General features: G+C 56.1%; 20 protein-coding genes and 1 tRNA gene. 10 read left to right on the top strand and 11 right to left on the bottom strand.

The window, feature by feature from the left end:
- Positions 1 to 125 precede the first annotated feature (125 nt).
- Both ACOOHD_RS16310 and ACOOHD_RS16305 read left to right on the top strand, forming a co-directional pair.
- The gene (locus tag ACOOHD_RS16310; RefSeq protein ID WP_420458944.1) at positions 126 to 608 is read left to right on the top strand and encodes a MarR family winged helix-turn-helix transcriptional regulator; all 483 of its coding nucleotides are present in this window, start codon (positions 126 to 128) and stop codon (positions 606 to 608) included.
- 21 nt (positions 609 to 629) lie between these two features.
- Positions 630 to 1871: an ABC transporter permease gene (locus ACOOHD_RS16305; RefSeq protein WP_420458943.1), complete on the top strand. Its 1242-nt coding sequence runs from the start codon at positions 630 to 632 to the stop codon at positions 1869 to 1871.
- Here the strand turns inward: ACOOHD_RS16305 and ACOOHD_RS16300 are convergent.
- From ACOOHD_RS16300 to dprA, 3 genes are all read right to left on the bottom strand, one after another.
- On the bottom strand, positions 1868 to 2914 hold the full coding sequence (locus tag ACOOHD_RS16300) for a fatty acid desaturase (RefSeq protein WP_420458942.1): 1047 nt from the start codon (positions 2912 to 2914) through the stop codon (positions 1868 to 1870). The genes ACOOHD_RS16305 and ACOOHD_RS16300 overlap by 4 nt on opposite strands.
- Positions 2915 to 3084: 170 nt before the next feature.
- A complete protein-coding gene (locus ACOOHD_RS16295) occupies positions 3085 to 4116 on the bottom strand; it encodes an alkaline phosphatase (RefSeq protein WP_420458941.1) in 1032 nt (343 codons plus the stop codon).
- Positions 4117 to 4370: 254 nt separating this feature from the next.
- Positions 4371 to 5471 carry a DNA-processing protein DprA gene (gene dprA, locus ACOOHD_RS16290; protein ID WP_420458940.1) on the bottom strand — a complete coding sequence of 367 codons (1101 nt, stop codon included), beginning with the start codon at positions 5469 to 5471 and terminating at the stop codon, positions 4371 to 4373.
- 158 nt (positions 5472 to 5629) lie between these two features.
- Between dprA and ACOOHD_RS16285 the strand changes: the two genes are divergently transcribed.
- Positions 5630 to 5717, top strand: a tRNA-Ser gene (locus ACOOHD_RS16285).
- Positions 5718 to 5808: 91 nt separating this feature from the next.
- Here the strand turns inward: ACOOHD_RS16285 and ACOOHD_RS16280 are convergent.
- Entirely contained in the window at positions 5809 to 8025 is a 2217-nt protein-coding gene (locus tag ACOOHD_RS16280; RefSeq protein ID WP_420458939.1) for a RecQ family ATP-dependent DNA helicase, read from the bottom strand.
- A gap of 206 nt (positions 8026 to 8231) precedes the next feature.
- Here ACOOHD_RS16280 and ACOOHD_RS16275 point away from each other — a divergent pair, with 206 nt between their 5' ends.
- Positions 8232 to 9236 (top strand): KpsF/GutQ family sugar-phosphate isomerase, encoded by a 1005-nt coding sequence (locus tag ACOOHD_RS16275; RefSeq protein ID WP_420458938.1) that lies wholly within the window; start codon positions 8232 to 8234, stop codon positions 9234 to 9236.
- Between the two features lie 10 nt (positions 9237 to 9246).
- Here ACOOHD_RS16275 and rplI read toward each other — a convergent pair whose 3' ends face one another.
- The 5 genes from rplI to ACOOHD_RS16250 all read right to left on the bottom strand — a co-directional run bounded on the left by rplI (position 9247) and on the right by ACOOHD_RS16250 (position 12521).
- Positions 9247 to 9693, bottom strand: coding sequence for a 50S ribosomal protein L9 (gene rplI, locus ACOOHD_RS16270; protein WP_420458937.1), 447 nt, complete (start codon positions 9691 to 9693; stop codon positions 9247 to 9249).
- Between the two features lie 74 nt (positions 9694 to 9767).
- Entirely contained in the window at positions 9768 to 10034 is a 267-nt protein-coding gene (gene rpsR / locus ACOOHD_RS16265; RefSeq protein WP_136459451.1) for a 30S ribosomal protein S18, read from the bottom strand.
- Positions 10035 to 10067: 33 nt separating this feature from the next.
- Positions 10068 to 10538, bottom strand: coding sequence for a 30S ribosomal protein S6 (gene rpsF / locus ACOOHD_RS16260; RefSeq protein ID WP_420458936.1), 471 nt, complete (start codon positions 10536 to 10538; stop codon positions 10068 to 10070).
- 222 nt (positions 10539 to 10760) lie between these two features.
- Positions 10761 to 11567, bottom strand: a complete 807-nt coding sequence (locus tag ACOOHD_RS16255; RefSeq protein WP_420458935.1) for a M23 family metallopeptidase — start codon at positions 11565 to 11567, stop codon at positions 10761 to 10763.
- 441 nt (positions 11568 to 12008) lie between these two features.
- Positions 12009 to 12521, bottom strand: coding sequence for an RNA polymerase sigma factor (locus ACOOHD_RS16250; RefSeq protein WP_420458934.1), 513 nt, complete (start codon positions 12519 to 12521; stop codon positions 12009 to 12011).
- A 303-nt stretch (positions 12522 to 12824) separates the two neighbouring features.
- Here ACOOHD_RS16250 and ACOOHD_RS16245 point away from each other — a divergent pair, with 303 nt between their 5' ends.
- Together ACOOHD_RS16245 and ACOOHD_RS16240 are read left to right on the top strand one after the other, a co-directional pair.
- Positions 12825 to 13148 carry a thioredoxin family protein gene (locus tag ACOOHD_RS16245; RefSeq protein WP_420458933.1) on the top strand — a complete coding sequence of 108 codons (324 nt, stop codon included), beginning with the start codon at positions 12825 to 12827 and terminating at the stop codon, positions 13146 to 13148.
- Positions 13149 to 13169: 21 nt separating this feature from the next.
- Positions 13170 to 13703 carry a response regulator transcription factor gene (locus tag ACOOHD_RS16240; protein WP_420458932.1) on the top strand — a complete coding sequence of 178 codons (534 nt, stop codon included), beginning with the start codon at positions 13170 to 13172 and terminating at the stop codon, positions 13701 to 13703.
- Between the two features lie 12 nt (positions 13704 to 13715).
- Here the strand turns inward: ACOOHD_RS16240 and ACOOHD_RS16235 are convergent, their stop codons facing one another.
- Complete coding sequence (locus tag ACOOHD_RS16235) at positions 13716 to 14255, bottom strand: helix-turn-helix transcriptional regulator (protein ID WP_420458931.1); 540 nt, start codon at positions 14253 to 14255, stop codon at positions 13716 to 13718.
- A 231-nt stretch (positions 14256 to 14486) separates the two neighbouring features.
- Here ACOOHD_RS16235 and ACOOHD_RS16230 point away from each other — a divergent pair, with 231 nt between their 5' ends.
- The 4 genes from ACOOHD_RS16230 (at position 14487) to ACOOHD_RS16215 (ending at position 16279) form a co-directional block, all read left to right on the top strand.
- Positions 14487 to 14957 (top strand): hypothetical protein, encoded by a 471-nt coding sequence (locus ACOOHD_RS16230; protein ID WP_420458930.1) that lies wholly within the window; start codon positions 14487 to 14489, stop codon positions 14955 to 14957.
- A 95-nt stretch (positions 14958 to 15052) separates the two neighbouring features.
- Positions 15053 to 15421 carry a hypothetical protein gene (locus ACOOHD_RS16225; RefSeq protein WP_420458929.1) on the top strand — a complete coding sequence of 123 codons (369 nt, stop codon included), beginning with the start codon at positions 15053 to 15055 and terminating at the stop codon, positions 15419 to 15421.
- A 3-nt stretch (positions 15422 to 15424) separates the two neighbouring features.
- Positions 15425 to 15883 carry a hypothetical protein gene (locus ACOOHD_RS16220; protein WP_420458928.1) on the top strand — a complete coding sequence of 153 codons (459 nt, stop codon included), beginning with the start codon at positions 15425 to 15427 and terminating at the stop codon, positions 15881 to 15883.
- Positions 15884 to 15892: 9 nt separating this feature from the next.
- Positions 15893 to 16279 (top strand): PRC-barrel domain-containing protein, encoded by a 387-nt coding sequence (locus tag ACOOHD_RS16215; RefSeq protein ID WP_420458927.1) that lies wholly within the window; start codon positions 15893 to 15895, stop codon positions 16277 to 16279.
- 7 nt (positions 16280 to 16286) lie between these two features.
- Here ACOOHD_RS16215 and ACOOHD_RS16210 read toward each other — a convergent pair whose 3' ends face one another.
- Positions 16287 to 17366, bottom strand: a complete 1080-nt coding sequence (locus ACOOHD_RS16210; protein ID WP_420458926.1) for a permease — start codon at positions 17364 to 17366, stop codon at positions 16287 to 16289.
- Positions 17367 to 17410 lie beyond the last annotated feature (44 nt).

Raw genomic sequence — 17410 nt, 5'->3', positions numbered from 1 at the left:
GTTTTAGCCCATGCCTGTTGCACTGTTACTATCCCAAGACACAGAAAGTCTCAAACAATTTGCTGAAATATGAGAATCTACTGGTGCATTTGTTATCTTTGGCGGGTGTTTGAGACCAGCCCCGCATGAACGCCTACAAAAAGCCCCCACCAGAGATGAAGAACGTGAACCGCGACGATGGCCGCCTGGTGTCGGACGATCCGTATAGGGACCTTCGGTTCAATCTGTTACATAGCTGTAGCTGGGTGAACAATAGCATGCGCCAGTACCTACAGCCCCACGGCATCACCCCCAAGCAGTATAGTATTCTACGCATCCTGAACGAGCGGACTCCGGAGTCGCTATCCATTCAGGAAATCCGCGATATGCTTGCCGATAAGATGTCGGACGCTAGCCGCCTGGTGGACCGCTTGGAGAAAAAGCGGCTCATCGATAAATTTCCTTCCGACCAAGACCGTCGTAGCAACCGCGCTCGTATCACTGCGGCCGGGCAGCGCTTGCTGGGGGAAATTAATCGGGACAGAAAGCTCCTCGACGGACAGATTAGCGAGCGGCTCAGTGAGGGGGAGATCGAACACCTCAACAATCTGCTTGATCGCCTGAAGTAGGGGGGCCTTACCTTTGCGCGCATGAACCTTCCCCAGCGGATGGCCTGGCGCTACCTCTTTGCGCATAAGTCGACCAATGCGATTAACATCATCACCTTCGTGGCCGCCTTCGGAGTGGCCATCGGGGCGGCGGCGTTGATCATCGCGCTGAGCGTATTCAACGGCTTCGAGGACATCTTCGTGGGCCTGTTCAATAACCTGAATCCGGATGTACGTATCACCGCCGTGGAGGGGAAGACCTTTACGGCGGATGACGACCTGCTGCAGCGGCTCCGGGGCGTGGAGGGGGTGCAGATCATCTCGGAGACGCTAGAGGAGACGGCCCGCTTCCAGTACGCCGGTCACCAGGCCTTCGGTCCACTCAAGGGGGTAGATCACAACTACCCCTCGATCAACGGCATCGACACCATGATCGAGGAGGGGAAGTACGACCTGGATTATCCCCAGGTGAGCGCCCTGGGGGCCATCGTCGGTAAGAACCTGGCGCAGGAGCTACTCATCGATCCCTACAATCAGTTCAATGCCCTATCGATCTACGTGCCGCGGCCACGTACGCGGGGGGGCGGTACCATCCTAGCCTCCGGCCGCCTACCCTACCAGGTGCGGGAGGTACTACCCGTAGGCATCGTACGTAGCCAGGAGGCCTTCGAAAACCAGGCCGTGCTCATTAAATTGGACCTCGCCCGTGAGATCATGGGGGTAGAGGAGGGTGTCGTCTCTGGACTGGAGCTACGGCTTGCCCCTGGCTTTACTACCCCGGCTACTTACCGTAGGCTGAAGGAAGTGCTGGGGGATGAGTTTACCGTCCGTAACCGCTTCGAACAGGAAAACAGCATTTTAAAGTTGATGCGCGTAGAGAAGTACGTAGCCTACTCCATCGTATGCCTGATGATGATCCTCATCAGCTTCAACCTCATTGGCGCGCTCTGGATGATCGTACTGGAAAAGCGCAAGGACATCGTCATTCTGCGTAGTCTGGGCATGGCAAGTGCAGACATCCGTAACGTATTTCTCCGGGTGGGCCTGCTGATTTGCCTACTGGGGCTACTTGCCGGCTTCATCCTGGCCACGGTCGTATACCTATTACAGACGCACTATGGTATCGTGGGGCTACCGAACACGCTGGCGGAAGCGTATCCCCTGGCCTTCCGGCCGCTTGATTTTCTGGTAGTGACGGTAACGGTGCTGGTGATCGGTCTGATCGCCTCCATCCTGCCGGCCCGGCGGGCGGAGAGTGTGGAGCTGGCGGTGAAGGAGGGTTAGGCAGCCAACTTACCCTCGTTGCGGTAAAACTCACGGAAGGAGATCATGCGCTGCTTCTCCTCGTCCCAGAGTTTATTAAACATCAGGGGCAGGCTCTGTAGAAAGGTGATCTTGGTCACGTGGCGCTGCAGCACGGGGTTCTCCTTGGCACAGCGACGTAGGTTGTAGTTCGGGATACGGCTGCTGAGGTGGTGAATATGGTGGTAGCCGATGTTGCCGGTCAGAAAGTGCACCACCCGGGGCAGCTTATAGAAGGTGGCCCCCTTGATGGCTGCCGTCAGGTAATCCCAGTTCTTGGACCACTGCATGTAGGTATGGTCGTGCTGATGCTGTACGTAGAAGAACCAGAAGGCGATGATGCCAAAAAAGAAGATGATGCTGCCCTGGATGATCAGGAAGGCTTTCCACCCTACTAAGAAACCAAGACCGATGTAAGCGGCCAGGATCAGCAGGTTGTTGATGTACTGTTTACGAATGATGGGGGACCAACCGGGAAAGTTGATCCGCGGCATCCGCAGCACGATACCGAGGTAGAGTACGGGAAGGATGACGAAGAGGACGACGGGGTTACGGAATACCCGGTACTTGAACCGGCCCCAGGCACTCAGTTCCCGAAACTCGCCGACAGTGAGGAAATCTATATCCCCAATGTCGCGGTGCTCAAGCTGCCCGGTGTGGCCGTGGTGAAAGCTGTGCACCCGTGCCCAGTAAGTGTAGGGAATGGAGCTGAAGAAGGAGCAGACGAAGCCTACGGCATCGTTCATCCTACGCTTACGCAGGAAGGAGTAGTGGCCGCAATCGTGCTGGATGATGAAGATGCGGACCAGGAAGAAGGCATTCACCATACCCAGGGCAAGGGTCAGCCAGATGGAATAGTCGACACTGAAGTACATCGCGATCCACAGGGCCAGAAAGGGGCCGAAACTGCTGAAAAGCTGACCTACCGCCCGCCACGTATTGGCTTGTTGGTACTGGGAGATGATCGTTTTCCAGTTCTTGAGCGACTGGTGGATGTCATCGACTCCATTTTGGATTACTTGCACACTCTATTGTTTAAAAAGATCAAACCGTGGGTATCAGCGCCGTAGGCGGGGCCGAATATACGGATTCCTCCGTAGCTCTTTCCGCTTATGCCTACCCGTTCTAACGTTACTACGGCCCAGTAGTTACAGCTGGGCTAGTTATTGTTACGTCAAAATTAGGTCGCTACCGTCTACTGGAAGCCATAGAGTAGCCTCATCTTATCGAAGATGGCCGTATTCTCGTAGATCCCGGCAAAGCGCTCCGCCCCGGGGCCGTAGGCGAATACCGGGATCAGGTCAGCTGTATGGTAATCGGAGGTGAATGCCCCTTCGATTCGTCCCATGGCCGAGCCGTTCTGGATGGCATACCCACCGGTTTCATGGTCAGCCGTCACGATCACCAGGGTCTCTCCATTGCGCTGAGCAAAGTTGAGCACTTCGCCAATGGCTACATCAAACTCTAGCATCTCGGAGATGATGTACTCGCTGTCATTGGCGTGACCACCCCAGTCGATCTGGGATCCCTCGACCATAAGAAAAAAGCCGGTATCCAGGGTGTCCCGCGCGTGCAGGTACTCCACCGCAAGCCTGCTCGCTGCCACCAGGTACTGGCGCCCCTGGCTGTAGGGTAGTGGCTCTCCGTCGGCCGTATAGTAGGCTAGCCGTTTAGATTTGTCCACTTTGAGGTCCCTGACATCGGTATCTACGAAGGAAGCGACCGTGCTACCGCCCCGCCGTAGCTCATCGCTGAGGTTGAGCGAGTCCATCTCCCGACGCTCGAAGTACTGCACCCCTCCCCCGATGAAGAGGTCGATATCGGTATGCGCCAGGTCCGCGGCAATTTCCTCGAAGTTCTTCCGGTACTTGGCGTGAGCGTAAAAGGCGGCCGGCGTGGCGTGGACGATCGATGAGGTAGCGACCAGGCCGGTAGGCATTCCGGCAGCCTCGGCCATTTCCAGGATCGTAGGAACGGGGACCGTGTCCATATCCACTCCGATCGCACCATTGTACGTCTTCACTCCGGCGCTAAAGGCGGTAGCCCCAGCGGCCGAATCCGTGATTAAATTATCCCCACTGTAACTCTTGTGCAGGCCGATCACCGGGAAGCGCTCCAGATTGAGGTGGTTACTATTGCTGTACATGCCGGCGCTGATCTGGCTGATGCCCATCCCGTCTCCGATCATCAGGATGATATTTTTCGGTCCCCGGTCCGTACGCGTCATGGGAGGCAAATCGGGTGCCGTGATGCCCCCGGAAGGGGTTGGGGCTACTGCCGCCGGAGCAGGGGGGGTAGTCAATACCGGCCCGGAGGTAGCGGGTGACGCTGGTGCGATCGTCTCTGCCGGAGCTGGCGGACACCCCAGTAACCCTAAGATGGCTAGGATACTAAGCAGTACGTTCGTTGCTTTCATGGGGCGAAGATAGTAGATGCGACTACGTATGAATACGGCAGCCGTGTAAACCCAGGGTTAACGTTTCAACCCATACAAAGCCGGTAACGGTGCCCCGGTAGTGCAGCCAGTACCCCCTTCATTTCCAGCATCAGCAGCGTACCGGCTAGGGCCGCTGGCGGACGCAACAGTTGCCGGTGTAATTCGTCAATACTGATACTTTCCCTGGCGGATAGGCAATCTACGACGGCCCGTTCCTCTGCATCCAGTTGCTCGAAAAGTTGTAATTGCGGCCGCACGGCAGTCCCACTCCAGTTAAGGAGCCGGATGATATCCTCCGCCTCCTCGATCAGGTGGGCCCGCCCCGTTTTGATCAGCTCGTTACAACCCGCCGTGCTGCTATCACCGGGCCGACCCGGGCAGGCACCTACTTGCTTTCCGTACCCCCGGGCCATGTTGGCGGTAATGAGCGAGCCGCCCCTCCGATCCGATTCTACCACCACGGTCATCGCCGTGAGCATCGCCACGATTCGGTTACGGGCGGGAAAGTGCTCCCGCTCCGGTTTTTGCCAGGGCGGGTACTCGGAGAGTAGTCCGCCACCCCGCTCGGCAAGCTGCCGGGCCGTGTGCCGGTGCGCGTGGGGATACACGTGCTCAAAGCCACTGCCAATCACGGCCAGCGTAGGAAGCCCAGTCCGCAGCGCCCGGCGGTGGGCGGCAATGTCCACCCCGTAGGCTAGCCCACTTACAATGAGTACCCCCAGCTCCCGTAGGGGATCGAGCAGTCGCTCCACCTGCCGCGCCCCCTGCGCACTCATCTTACGGGTGCCTACGATGGCGAGCTGCCGGGGATTATCCCAGTCGGTTTTGCCGTAGTGGTACAGCACGGCCGCCGCCCCATCAAAGGCAGCCAGGGCCGAAGGGTAGCCTGCCGCCCCGAAGTGGAGTAGTTCCAGCGGGTGCCTTTGGGCAAAGCGAACCACGGCATCGGCCTCCCGGTAGTGCCGGTCGTCAGCAAAGTGGGCCACGGTCTTTTCGGCTAATCCTTCCACAGTGAGCAGATCCTGCGGGCGGGCCTCCAGGGCAGCGGCCGCCGAACCAAAGTGGTGAATTAGCTTACGGTATAGCTTAGCGCCAACGGCGGGTACCCGGCTCAGGGCAACGGCGGCATACTCCTCCGACGTCATAACGGAACATGTATAGGAAACGAATTACGCCACGGGAGGGGAAAAGACGGGGTGGGAGCTGAGAACGGGTTGCGGTTGCGTGACCCGCCAAAGATAGCTCACTTTCTGTAATTTACCACAAAAAGTTTCAATTTCCTGCCGTAAATTTGCCCCGCTTCGGAGGATTGGCGGAGCTGGTTGAACGTGCCTGATTCGAAATCAGGTGTATCCGTGAGGGTACCGGGGGTTCGAATCCCTCATCCTCCGCAAAGGGCTGACCGGGGATTAAGGGATCAAAAGATGGGGGATGCTAGACTAGCATCCCTCGTCCCATATCCCATAATCCCTGAGTCCTTCCCTAATTCGCCATCTCACTCAGGAACTTGATCCGCACGAGCTTGATCTCATCCAGGGTCACGTCCTCTTCCTTGAGGTCCTGAAAGGCAAGATCGGGGTCATCGGTTTCGGCGTTCATGAAGTACTCGTAAGTTTCCTCCAGACTATACTCGTCGACCTCCTCCTCGATGTAATAGTCGATGTTGAGCTTGGTACCGGAGGAGACGATGACCACCATTTCGCTGAGTAGTTCGTCCATGCTGAGCTGGTTGCCGCTGGCGATATCCTCCAGTGGGAGCTTGCGGTCGACACCCTGGATGATGTTGACCTTGGTCTTGGACTTGTTGGCGACCTGCTTGATGACGAAGTCCGTGGGCCGGTCGATGTTGTTCTCCTCGCAGTACTTCTCAATCAGCACCAGGAAGGGAGTAGCGTAGCGGCGCGCCTTACCGATGCTTACCCCGTGGATATTCTTCATCTCCTCCAAATTGATGGGGTAGCGCGTGGCCATGTCCACCAGGGAGGGATCCTGGAATATTACGAAGGGGGGTAGGTTAAGGCGCTTAGCCTCTTTCTTGCGTAGGTCCCTAAGGGCCAGCAGTAGCGCCTTATCGAGTACGACGGCGCGCGCGTCTTCAGCGGCGTCCTGCATGTCCTCAGCCAGCTCCTTTTCGAAGTCGTGGTCGATGGGGATCTCGAACTTATGTGGCTTTACGATAAAGGCTTCGCCTTCCTCGGTCAGCTTGATGGTGCCGTACGACTCGATGTCCTTACGTACCAGGTTATTAAGCAGGGCCTGGCGGAATACGGAGCTCCAGAATACCTCCTCTTTTCCCTTCCCCACACCAAAGCCTGGTAGCTTAGTAAACTCATAGTCCCGCATTTGCTTGGTCTCCTTGCCGAGCACGAACTCGATCAGGGTCTTGAGGGGATAATTTTCATTGAGCGTTTTGACCGCCTGCAGCGCCTGCTTAACCTCCTGCCGTACCTCGACCCGCTCGCGGGGGTGGCGGCAGTTGTCGCACATCTTGTTGCAGTTCTTCTCGTTGTACTCTTCGCCGAAGTAGTGAAGAAGAAAGCGGCGGCGGCAGGCGGTGGTCTCGGAATAAGCCATCACCTCCTGCATGAGCTGCGCCCCCATCTCGCGCTCCATCAGGGGCTTATCGCGAAGAAATTTCTCTAGCTTCAGGATGTCCTTGTAGGCATAGAAGGCGATACAGCGCCCGCCCAGTCCGTCGCGACCGGCCCGGCCGGTCTCCTGATAGTAATTCTCGATCGATTTGGGAATGTCGTAGTGCATCACGAAGCGCACGTCGGGCTTGTCGATGCCCATACCGAAGGCGATGGTGGCGCAGATCACGTCGATATCCTCCATCAGGAACTCATCCTGGGTGCGGGAGCGCGTCTTAGGATCGAGCCCGGCGTGGTAGGGTGCGGCCTTCACCCCGTTAACCACCAGGGCCTGGGCAATCTCCTCAGCGGATTTGCGACTTTGGACGTAGATGATGCCTGACTGATTGGGCATCTCCTTTACGATCTTAATGATCTGACGGAAGGTGTACTCCTTCTTGCCCTTGGGCCGCACCTCGTAGTAGAGGTTATCGCGGTTGAAGGAGGAGATGAAGGTATTCTGGTCCTCGCCCATCCGCAGGTTTTTCACGATGTCGGACTGCACCTTGGGGGTGGCCGTAGCCGTGAGCGCGATGATGGGGATATCGTGGCCGATCAGGTCGAGCATCTCGCGGATGCGGCGGTATTCGGGGCGGAAGTCGTGGCCCCACTCCGAGATACAGTGCGCCTCATCGATGGCGACGAAGGAGATCGTAGCCTCGCGGAAGAACTCGATGTTTTCCTCTTTAGTCAAGGTTTCGGGCGCTACGAAGAGCAGCTTGGTCTTGCCCGCACTGATGTCTTCCTTCACCTGCCGCATCTGGGTCTTCGAGAGGGAGGAGTTGAGGAAGTGAGCCACCTCGTCGCTATCGCCGTAGGAGCGGATGGAGTCGACCTGGTTCTTCATCAGCGCGATGAGGGGAGAGATAACCAGGGCACAGCCCTCCATCATCATTCCCGGCAACTGGTAGCAAAGACTCTTGCCACCGCCCGTAGGCATGATGACAAAGGTGTCCTTGCCATCGAAGAGTGACTGAATGATGGCTTCCTGATTTCCCTTGAAGGTGTCGAAACCGAAGTTTTCGGCTAATGCCTCTTCTAAAAAGTTAACTGACGCTTTTGCGGTCATGGATCTGTCGCTTTGTCCCGTGCGGAACTACTTTTACCCCGCCACCATCCGTCATAATGCGGAGGAGCAGGGGCACTTAGAGATTTGGTTACTAAAGGCGCAGGAGTTGCAAGTTACTACATTCACTGTTGCTACCCCTATCGTTAATGTACAAGTTTCCGCAAGTAATTCAACAATTAATTGAATGAATTTAACAAAAGCCCGACATGACGCCCCGCCAACCCGCCAATATCCGTAGGCCCGTGGAGGATCTTGTAACCCACACGGCCCGCCAGACCCTGGCCATCGAGGCGGATGCCCTCACGAAATTAGCCGCAGGCATTGGTGAGGAATTTCGACGGTGCGTGGAGGTCATCCACGAGAACCACGGCCGCATCATCGTCACGGGTATAGGTAAAACCGCATTAGTGGCCCAAAAGATTGTCGCCACCCTCAATTCTACCGGCTCCCCTTCCCTCTTTTTACACGCTGCCGACGCCATCCACGGCGACATCGGCATGGTCCAACCCAGCGATACGGTCCTGGCCCTCAGCCGCAGTGGCGAGACCACCGAAATCGAAGTCCTCTCGCTGCTCGTTCGCAACCTAGGTAATACACTCATTGCCATGACCAGCACAGCCGACTCTACCCTAGCCCGCCGGGCTGACCACCTCCTGCTCGTACCCTTCGAACGGGAGGCCGACCCCAACGGACTGGCTCCCACGACGAGCACTACGCTCATGATGGCTATGGGTGACGCGCTGGCCACGGCACTGCTCGCCCTGAAGGGCTTTTCCACTGCCGATTTTGCCCGTTTTCACCCCGGAGGCTCACTGGGTAAGAAACTCTACCTGCGGGTCAGTGACCTTTATCCCCGCAACGCCAAGCCGTACATTCACCCCAACACCTCCCTGAAGGACACCTTATTGGAGATGACCACCGGTCGGCTGGGCGCCACGGCAGTGGTCGACCTCAAGACTGAGCAGATGCTAGGGATAATCACCGACGGAGACATCCGGCGGCTGCTCAACAAACGCAGCGACATCGATCGGGTACGGGCCCACGAAATTATGTCGCCTCTGCCTAAGTTCGTACGCCCGGACGAGCTAGCCATTCAAGCCGCCTCCTTGATGCAGGACAACGGTATCAGCCAACTGCTCGTCTTAGACGATCGGGGCCTGTACGTAGGGATGGTACACCTACACGACATTTTCCGGGAGGGCTTAATTTAGGCCGCTCAGGCTACTCCTGCACCAACTCCATGTCCATCTCCTGCACTACCTCGGGGTGCAGACGCATGGTGAACTGGTAGGTACCGAGCTCTTTAGCCTCATCGGGTAGTACGATCTTCTTACGCTCTACGTCCACCCCGAACTGCTCCTGCAGCAGGTTGCGGATCTGTAGCTGGGTGATCGAGCCGAAAATGCGGCCGCTGGTACCCGACTTAGCCCCCACACGCAGGGTCTTACCCTTCAGCTTGTTGGCTACCTCACGGTATACATCGAGCTTCTTCTGCTCCTGAGCATTTTCCCGACGGATCATCTCGTTGAGCCGACCCATATTCGACTTGTTGCCGATGATGGCCAGCCCCCGGGGCAGTAGGTAGTTGCGGCCAAAGCCGTCCTTTACCTCGATCACTTCGTGCTTATCGCCGACTTTCTCGACGTCTTGCAGCATAATTACTTTCATGATGAATTATGTTGTCCCAGCTTTGTGGAGCGGTGCTCCGTGCATGTGCTGGTTAGATTATTACTACTCCCTACCTACTTCAAAAGGTCCGTCACGTAAGGCAGCATCGCCAAATGCCGCGCCCGCTTGATGGCCGAGGCCACCTTGCGCTGGTACTTCAGGGAGTTGCCGGTAATGCGGCGGGGAAGGATCTTGCCCTGCTCGTTCACGAAGGTGAGCAGGAAGTCGGGGTCCTTGTAATCGATGTACTTAATGCCGAAGCGCCGAAAGCGGCAGTACTTTTTTCTACGTCCTCCAATCTTCGGGTTCGAGAGGAACTTGATATCATCGCGACTGGCCATAATGGATGGTTTTGTGGTTTGCTACTGCGGTGGTTATTCCTCTTCCTTGAAGGATTCGGCATCGCCCGAGGGCACGCCGGTGAGGTGGGGGCTATCGGCCTTCTTGCGGCTGATGCCGTGGGCGGCCGGTTCGTTCTTGGCCGGCTTTTCCTGCTTATGCCGCCTGGCCTTGCCGATTTTTCCGGCGCGCTTGTCGGCATTGTACTGCACGCCGTACTTGTCCAGCGCTACGGTCAGGAAGCGCAGGATCCGCTCATCGCGTCGCATGCCCAGCTCGTAGTTATTCAGAAAGGCGCCGTTCGGAGCAGTATACTCCACACAGTAGTAGACTCCGTTGTTGCGCTTGTTGATGTCGTAGGCCAGCGTGCGCAGGCCCATCTCGTCCACAAAGACAATCTCACAGCCCTCCTGCTGGAGGGTGTCTACGTACGCCTGAGCTGTCGCTTTAATCTCTTCCCCCGACAGCACGGGGTCTACGATGAAAGTAGTTTCGTAATTTCTCATCGGATCAGGTGTACTGATTAGTTAATAAAATTGGTTTCGCACGCTCTGAACCGGTAGGTAGGTCCAAAGCGGGTGCAAAGATACACTTTTCCCCCAGCTATACAAACTAATCTGGGCGGGGCCGCCGGTGCTAACCAAATCGTACGGCCCCGGTAACGAAGAGGGGCAACCAGATCAACTGGCTGCCCCTTACATACTGTTGGTTGATAAAGAAATCCCTAATTATCTATCGAAGGACATGTTGTGCTCGCGGGAAGCTATCACCAGCTCCCGGTACTCCTCAGTGGAGAGCCCGTCGTAGCAGTACTGGATGGGATCGACCCGCTCGCCGTCCTTCTCGATCTCGTAATGCAGGTGGTCGCCGGTACTCTGGCCGGTGCTGCCGACCAGGCCAAGCAGATGGCCGCGGCTCACTTCCTGCCCCTTTTTCACCTTGATGCTACTCATGTGGGCGTAGCGTGACTTGAAGCCGTACCCATGGTCGATAACCACGCACTTGCCATAGCCGGTTTCCTCCCCCGCCGATTCTACGACGCCCTTACCGGTGGCCTGAATCTCGGTGCCCTTAGCACAGTTGAAATCGATGCCGTAGTGCATCTTGTTAACGTTCAGAATGGGGTGTAAGCGGAAGCCGAAGCCACTCAGGTTGGCCATGCTCCTGCCGAAGCGATCACCCTGGATGGGTTTGATACTAGGAATGGAAGCTAGCATATCTTCCTTCCTGATGGCAGCATCCGCTACCTCATCGATGGAGCGACTCTGTAGGTCTACCTGGTAACGCAGGCGATCCACGCGTTCACGCAGCGCGGCCATCTGGCTACCTACGTGAGGAAAACTGCGAAGGTCATCGTAGGCGTCGTGCCCTCCCTTACCGCCACCGAATACGTCATCGTCGATGGGTTCCATACCCAGCGCCAGCCGCACGGTGTTGTCACTACGTTCGTGCAGGTGATCTACGACGCCAGAAAGTTCGTCAAATTGTTGGGACAGCGCAGCGTTTTCGGCACGGGCTATCTCGAGCTCCTGCATCAGGAGTTGCTCAGTAGGACTGGGAAAATATCGGTGGATAGCGGCCGTGAATAAAAGCCCGGTAAACAGTGCAGCGCACAAAAATCCGAAGGCTCGGAGTAGGGTGAAACGCAGCGGTGCAACGATGCGATCGTACGGCAGTACAAGCCGATTTAAAACAAATTTCTCAGGCCTCATTCAAAAAAACTTAAACCAAAAAAGACCGCGGGGAACGCAACGTTGGTTTGTTGATCCGTTCCCGGCGGCATGCATCCGATGGCACCTTGTCCGGCGTACCTAATCACTCAGGGCGGCGAAAGTAAGGCTCCATGGGCTAATGCTACAAGCTAAGTGAACCTAAGTTGCGCATTGTATCATCATATAAGTGTAATCGGTACTGTAGGGCGGCACCAATCGGTCACTTACACCTATTTGGTTCAGAATGAGGAACGTTAAAAAAATCTAAAGGGCGGCAGGACGCTCGCCGATCAGGGCCTTGAGCTTCTTCCGTGCCAGAAAGATACGGCTCTTGACCGTACCGATGGGAATATTCAGGTAGCTGGCAATCTCTTTGTATTCGTAGCCCCGGTAAAACATAAGGAAGGGGACGCTGTAAATTTCACTGATTTGACGCAGCTTGTCCTCCAGCTCCTCCATGCGCATGTTCATCTCGCCGCCATTGGCGATGGCGCTCTTATTCTCTACGGCAAACAAGAAGCTCTCTACCGGCTCGTTGACGTGCTTGCGGCTCTTCATTTTGCGGTACCGATTGATGTAGGTATTGCGCATGATGGTCGACGACCAACTTTTGAAGTTGGTCCCCATAGCAAATTTGTCGCGGTGCTTATAGGCCCGGAAGATCGTCTCCTGCATAAGATCTTGGGCGTCTTCGTAGTTGCGGGTCAGACGGAGTGCAAAGGAAAATAGGATGTTCTCGAGACGATTCATCTCGGACATAAATTGTTGGTTGGTCATGTTCGAACTGGACTAATGTGTGTAAGGTGATCTCAATGCACTCAGTTTTGGGCCACAAACTCCGTGCCATGAAACTAAGCTGTTGACTGTCAGGCAATTAGGTAGTGTAGGTGTTCCTTACGATCCCTGTCATTTAACCAAGTGACTAAATACAGTCACTTTAAGCGCATTGCACCTGCGGCCGCGCCCGGATGGTCTGTTGGCTGGCCTAACAATGTTTAGCCTATGCGAACATGCGCCGGACCGCCTCGTTGAATTCGGACAAGCTCTCCCTTACCAAGTGCTCCATTTCTCCACCCTACGATGCAAGGTCATCAACTTACCCAAATCAACGACGCCAAACTGCCCGAGCTGCTGACGCGGCCTGAGCTTACGCTGTTACTGATTACGTCAAACTGGGACGGCCACGGTATCATTATGCGCACCCTACTTGAGGGGTTGGCTAGTAGGTACGGCAACGTTTCGTTTAGCGTGGCTGACGTGGAGCAATCGCCCCGAATCTGCAAGATTTTCAACGTGACTGACCCACCTGGTTTACTGTTCGTGCGGGACGGGGAACTGATTGACCGCCTACAGGGTCCCGTAGGCGGCCGGGGCATACTTCAGCTTGTGGAGCGCTATTCGTAATTCACCCCTTACCTGCCTGCCGTGAGCGACGAGATATTCAAAGTTTTCATCCTGGAAGATATGCCGGTCGACCTGGAATTAGTCAAGCGGCAGGTGCGTAAATACCACCCCAGTGTACTCTTTGCCGTGGCGCGTGACCGGGCTGAGTTTGAGGAGAAAGTACGGTCCTTTCAACCCGACGTCGTGCTTTCGGATTACAACCTTCCGGACATGAACGGGCTTGAAGCGCTGCTTTACGTGAGGGAGCATCTGGATAGTACGCCCTTCGTATTCATCACGGGTATCCTCAATGACGAGGAGAAGGTAGCCGAGGCGATCCTTACCGGTGCCTCGGGCTATCTACTTAAGGAAAACCTACGTAACCTGCCCGACTTGATGGGTCAGGTAATCGCCCAAAACCGCGAGAACATGGAGCAACGGGAGCAGGACTGGGAACGGCGGCGGCAGGTGCAGATCAAACTGCGCAAGACAATTGCCCGGCTGCGCCAACTCAACCTACCGGACAGTGACCAGATCGCGCTGAGTCTTCAGGAGGTAGCTGACGAGCTGGGCTAAACCACGGTGGCCTTAGCTGACGGCGCTCAGATCCACCCGATGCGCTACCGGAGCGGAGCTTGCCTCACCACCGACCGGGTCCTGTTCCATACCGGCGGGGGTAATGGAGGCCTCGATGAGGCGGTTGTACTCCGCCATATGGTTGATGAACACGAGAAAGTTTTCGATGTCGCTCTCCGAACCCGGATGGGCGGTATCGTTCATTTCCTTCTTGAACTCATAGAAGATGCGGAACCCGTCCAGCATCCGCTGGATCTTATTGGACACCTCCTTGATCTCGGTGACGGAATCGGCCGTCAGCGTTCCCCCCCCGCTGGTGAGCAGTAGAAACTCCTCGGAGTCCATAGCGGCCAGGTCAGTCATGATGAGGTGCTCAAGGGGAATATCGAAGTAGCGGGCAATGTCATTGATTAGCGCAAGCCGCGGTTCGACGTTCTTGGTTTCGTAGGCGGCGATATTGCTACGCTTTACGCCCAGGTCATCGGCGAGTAACTGCTGTGAGAGCTTACGGCGCTTACGCAGAAACCGGAGGTTACTGGATAGAAAATTCACACGTGGGGGGTTGAATGGTTAATGTACAGGCAAAAGAGACGACCAAAGATAAGGAGCTAACGTAGATTTTAGGACGTGTTGTGCCCCTCTTGGTCACTTTAGTCACAACTTGGGATAAAAAAGAGTTCACTGCGGCGCACTTAGGCGGTGCCCAACGAACATAGTTGGTCGGAGCTACGATATATTGGATGAACGTCATGTTGATGTTCACTACCTTAAATTATCCTCCCGATGAATGACAATAATAGTTCCGGTAAGGGGTGGGCACTCAGCTTTGGCCTACTCGCAGGTATTGCCGTAGGCTACTACCTCAACTCCAACGAAGGCCGCTCGATGCAGCGTAAGGCGAAGGCCCAGTTTGACGAGTACGGCAACCAGATCAACACCTACACCCAGCAGGCCAAGACCAAGGCCGAGGAACTGGTGGATACCGCCAAGACCAAAGGACAGGAGTTACTCAATGACGCCAAGGTAAAGACCAATGACCTTACCGCTCAGGCCAAAACCAAGCTGGAAGAAGGCAAGCAGTGGGCCAACACCCAGGCCGAGAACGCCAAGCAGACGGTCGACCAGAAAGCAGCCGCCGCCAAATCGACAACTTCGGACATGGAGAGCAGCTTCAACCGCGGAGTCAATAAGGCCGAGCGCAAGATGGACGAGAACCGCGAGCGCGTGGACCGTACCATCGAGAAAAATAGCTAGTAGCCCTCTTTCCGGCGTTCATGACGTCGGTCCCCCCTTTACGGCCATGCACTGTCAATGTCACTGCATGGCCGTTTTATTTAATCCCCCCACACATGCAGCCCAAAGAAGAATTGCTCGAGCAGCTAGGCGAAAGCTACGGCTACGTCAACCGCTTGGTCGAGAAAAAAATTGAGTACTATAAACTCAGCGCGGCGGAAACTTCCGCCGGCGTGATTTCCGGACTGATCACGGCCATCATCCTCGCCATCATCGGTATCATCACGCTTATTTTCGCGCTCATCACCCTAGGCTTTGCCCTGGTCAACGCATTCGACAACAGCGTATACGGCTTTGGGCTCGTGACGCTGATCCTACTGATTATTTTCGTGCTGGTACTAGTGCTGCGCAAAGCACTCATCACCAACCCCACGGTCAGCAAGGTCATCTCGGCCTTTTTCGCACACGATGGTAAAGAAGTCTAACGAATGATACGCAAATCAAAAATTACGAGTCTCGACGAGCTAAAGGTACGCAAGAAGGAGATCCGCATGGAGTCAGAGCTCGCAAAGCGGGAATTTGCTCACGCGATCGGAACCACCAAGGGTAATGCTGGCAATTTTCTCCTGAAGAATGTAGCCCTCCCCGCCGGCGGTGCGCTGGCCGGACTGTTGGTGCTAATCAAGTTGGCCTCCTCGGGCTCAGATAAGAAGATGCCGGTAATCAAGGAGACCCGGGTGATTCATGAGTTTCCCGATGGCACCCCGTATGAGGAAAAAAAGGGTGGTCGCCGCCACCGCAAGCGTAGCCGGGCCAAGACACTGACCACCATCATCGGCGTAGCCCGCGTACTTATCCCCATCATCCAGGGAATAATCGGCACGGTCACCACCCAGAAGGCTAAGAACGCAGCCCAAACCGCTAAGCAGGCCGCGGCACGCAAATAGGCCCCCGCTATGCCCGGACCGATCTTCTCTCTTGCTACGGTTATCGGGGCCCAGGTGCATACTGCTAAGGGCGAGGTGATAGCGGTGGTGACGGATGTAATCTGGAACCAGGATACGGCCAGGGTAACCTACCTGGTCATATCGCCCGATAAGGTGTTAGCTCCCGAGCTGACCCGTGAGCCCCCCTCTACCTTTGCCATTCATCCGTCTTATTTCTACTTTGACGGGGAGGATGACCGGCTCGTCTTTAGCGGTAAAATCGGCAAGGACAGCCACAGCTTTTTTCTCGATCTACCGGAACGCTACGACGAGATCGACGTCGAGGACCTGAATGGATTCAAACTGTACCTAGGTCGAAACACGGCGGTGGCTAGCCACCGGAGTGATAATGAATAAGAGGATCTTAGGCCCGTGCCTCCACACCCCGCTGCCGCAGTACGGGGCGTACTGCGTATAGCAGTGGGAACACGGCCAGAAGACCAGCCGCAAGCGTGGGCACTCCAGGGGTAGCAAACCATTCGCCACAGGCCAGTATGCTAAGGATCAACACGGTAGAGAAGGGCAGCGAAAAGGCCAGTACGTTCAAACCTAGATCCAGATCAAAGATCGGCGGGCTGTCGGGGGCCCGCAGTCCCTCTACCGCAGCCATGTGAGCAAAGGGCCAAAAACTCACGGCGCACTGAGCAAAAACTACGGCGAGGAGTGCGGTGGGACCGGACAGGCCCGCCGCCACGATCAGCCCGGCGGCAAGTAGGAAGGCTAGCGCCGCTCGGTAGCATAGTACCCGAAGAATAAGGGCCATCTCCTCCCGTTTGAAGCGCACCGCCATACCGATGAAAAGCAGAATGACGGGGCTCATCAAGCCCGCCAACCGGCTGACCGCATCTTCTAAAAAGACCGGTAGGCTGGCGATAGTGAGTCCAAAGCCAAGCAGCATGAAGGCCGCCAGCATGACCAGGTTGACCGGCTCGCGGAGTAGCGACCACCCCAGGTCTTTGAGCTTTTCCCGCCGATCGATCGACCGCGCGCTTGCCCCCCGCAGTTGGTAGAACCAGTGCATGGCTACCATATAGAGGATAATGAGTACGAATACCTTATTGCCTACGTCGGCCAGGGCAGCCAGGGCGAGGGAGCCATCGCCCAGGTATTCTAGGATAAACGGGAAGGCACTCAGTCCGGGAGCCAGGGAGGGCACCAGCATCAGCATGGTACGGTATTCCTTGGTGCCGGTGGGGAAGCCCAGTCGGGGCAGCACCCGGGTGGACACCGCGTAGAGGGACCCATTGAGTAACAGGGCCAGCACCGGAAGCCAGAGCATGGCTACGGAAACTTCTACCTTCATCAGGGCCATGAAGATGGTGGCCGGTAGGATGACGCTAAGGATCAGCACCTTGAGGCCGGCCAGATCCTGCTTACCGCCGAGTTTGCGCTGCAGCAGGTACCCGAGTAAAATGAGCAGTAGGAAGGCTAAAGTTTTTTGCAAAGCTGGGTTCATGGGGGGAGAAAAGAAGGCTCCGGGAAAGTGCG

Source organism: Neolewinella sp. (assembly GCF_965214665.1).
Classification (GTDB): Bacteria; Bacteroidota; Bacteroidia; order Chitinophagales; family Saprospiraceae; genus Neolewinella.
Note: the sequence above shows the minus strand (reverse complement) of the source record. Positions and strands in the feature narration are given on the sequence as shown.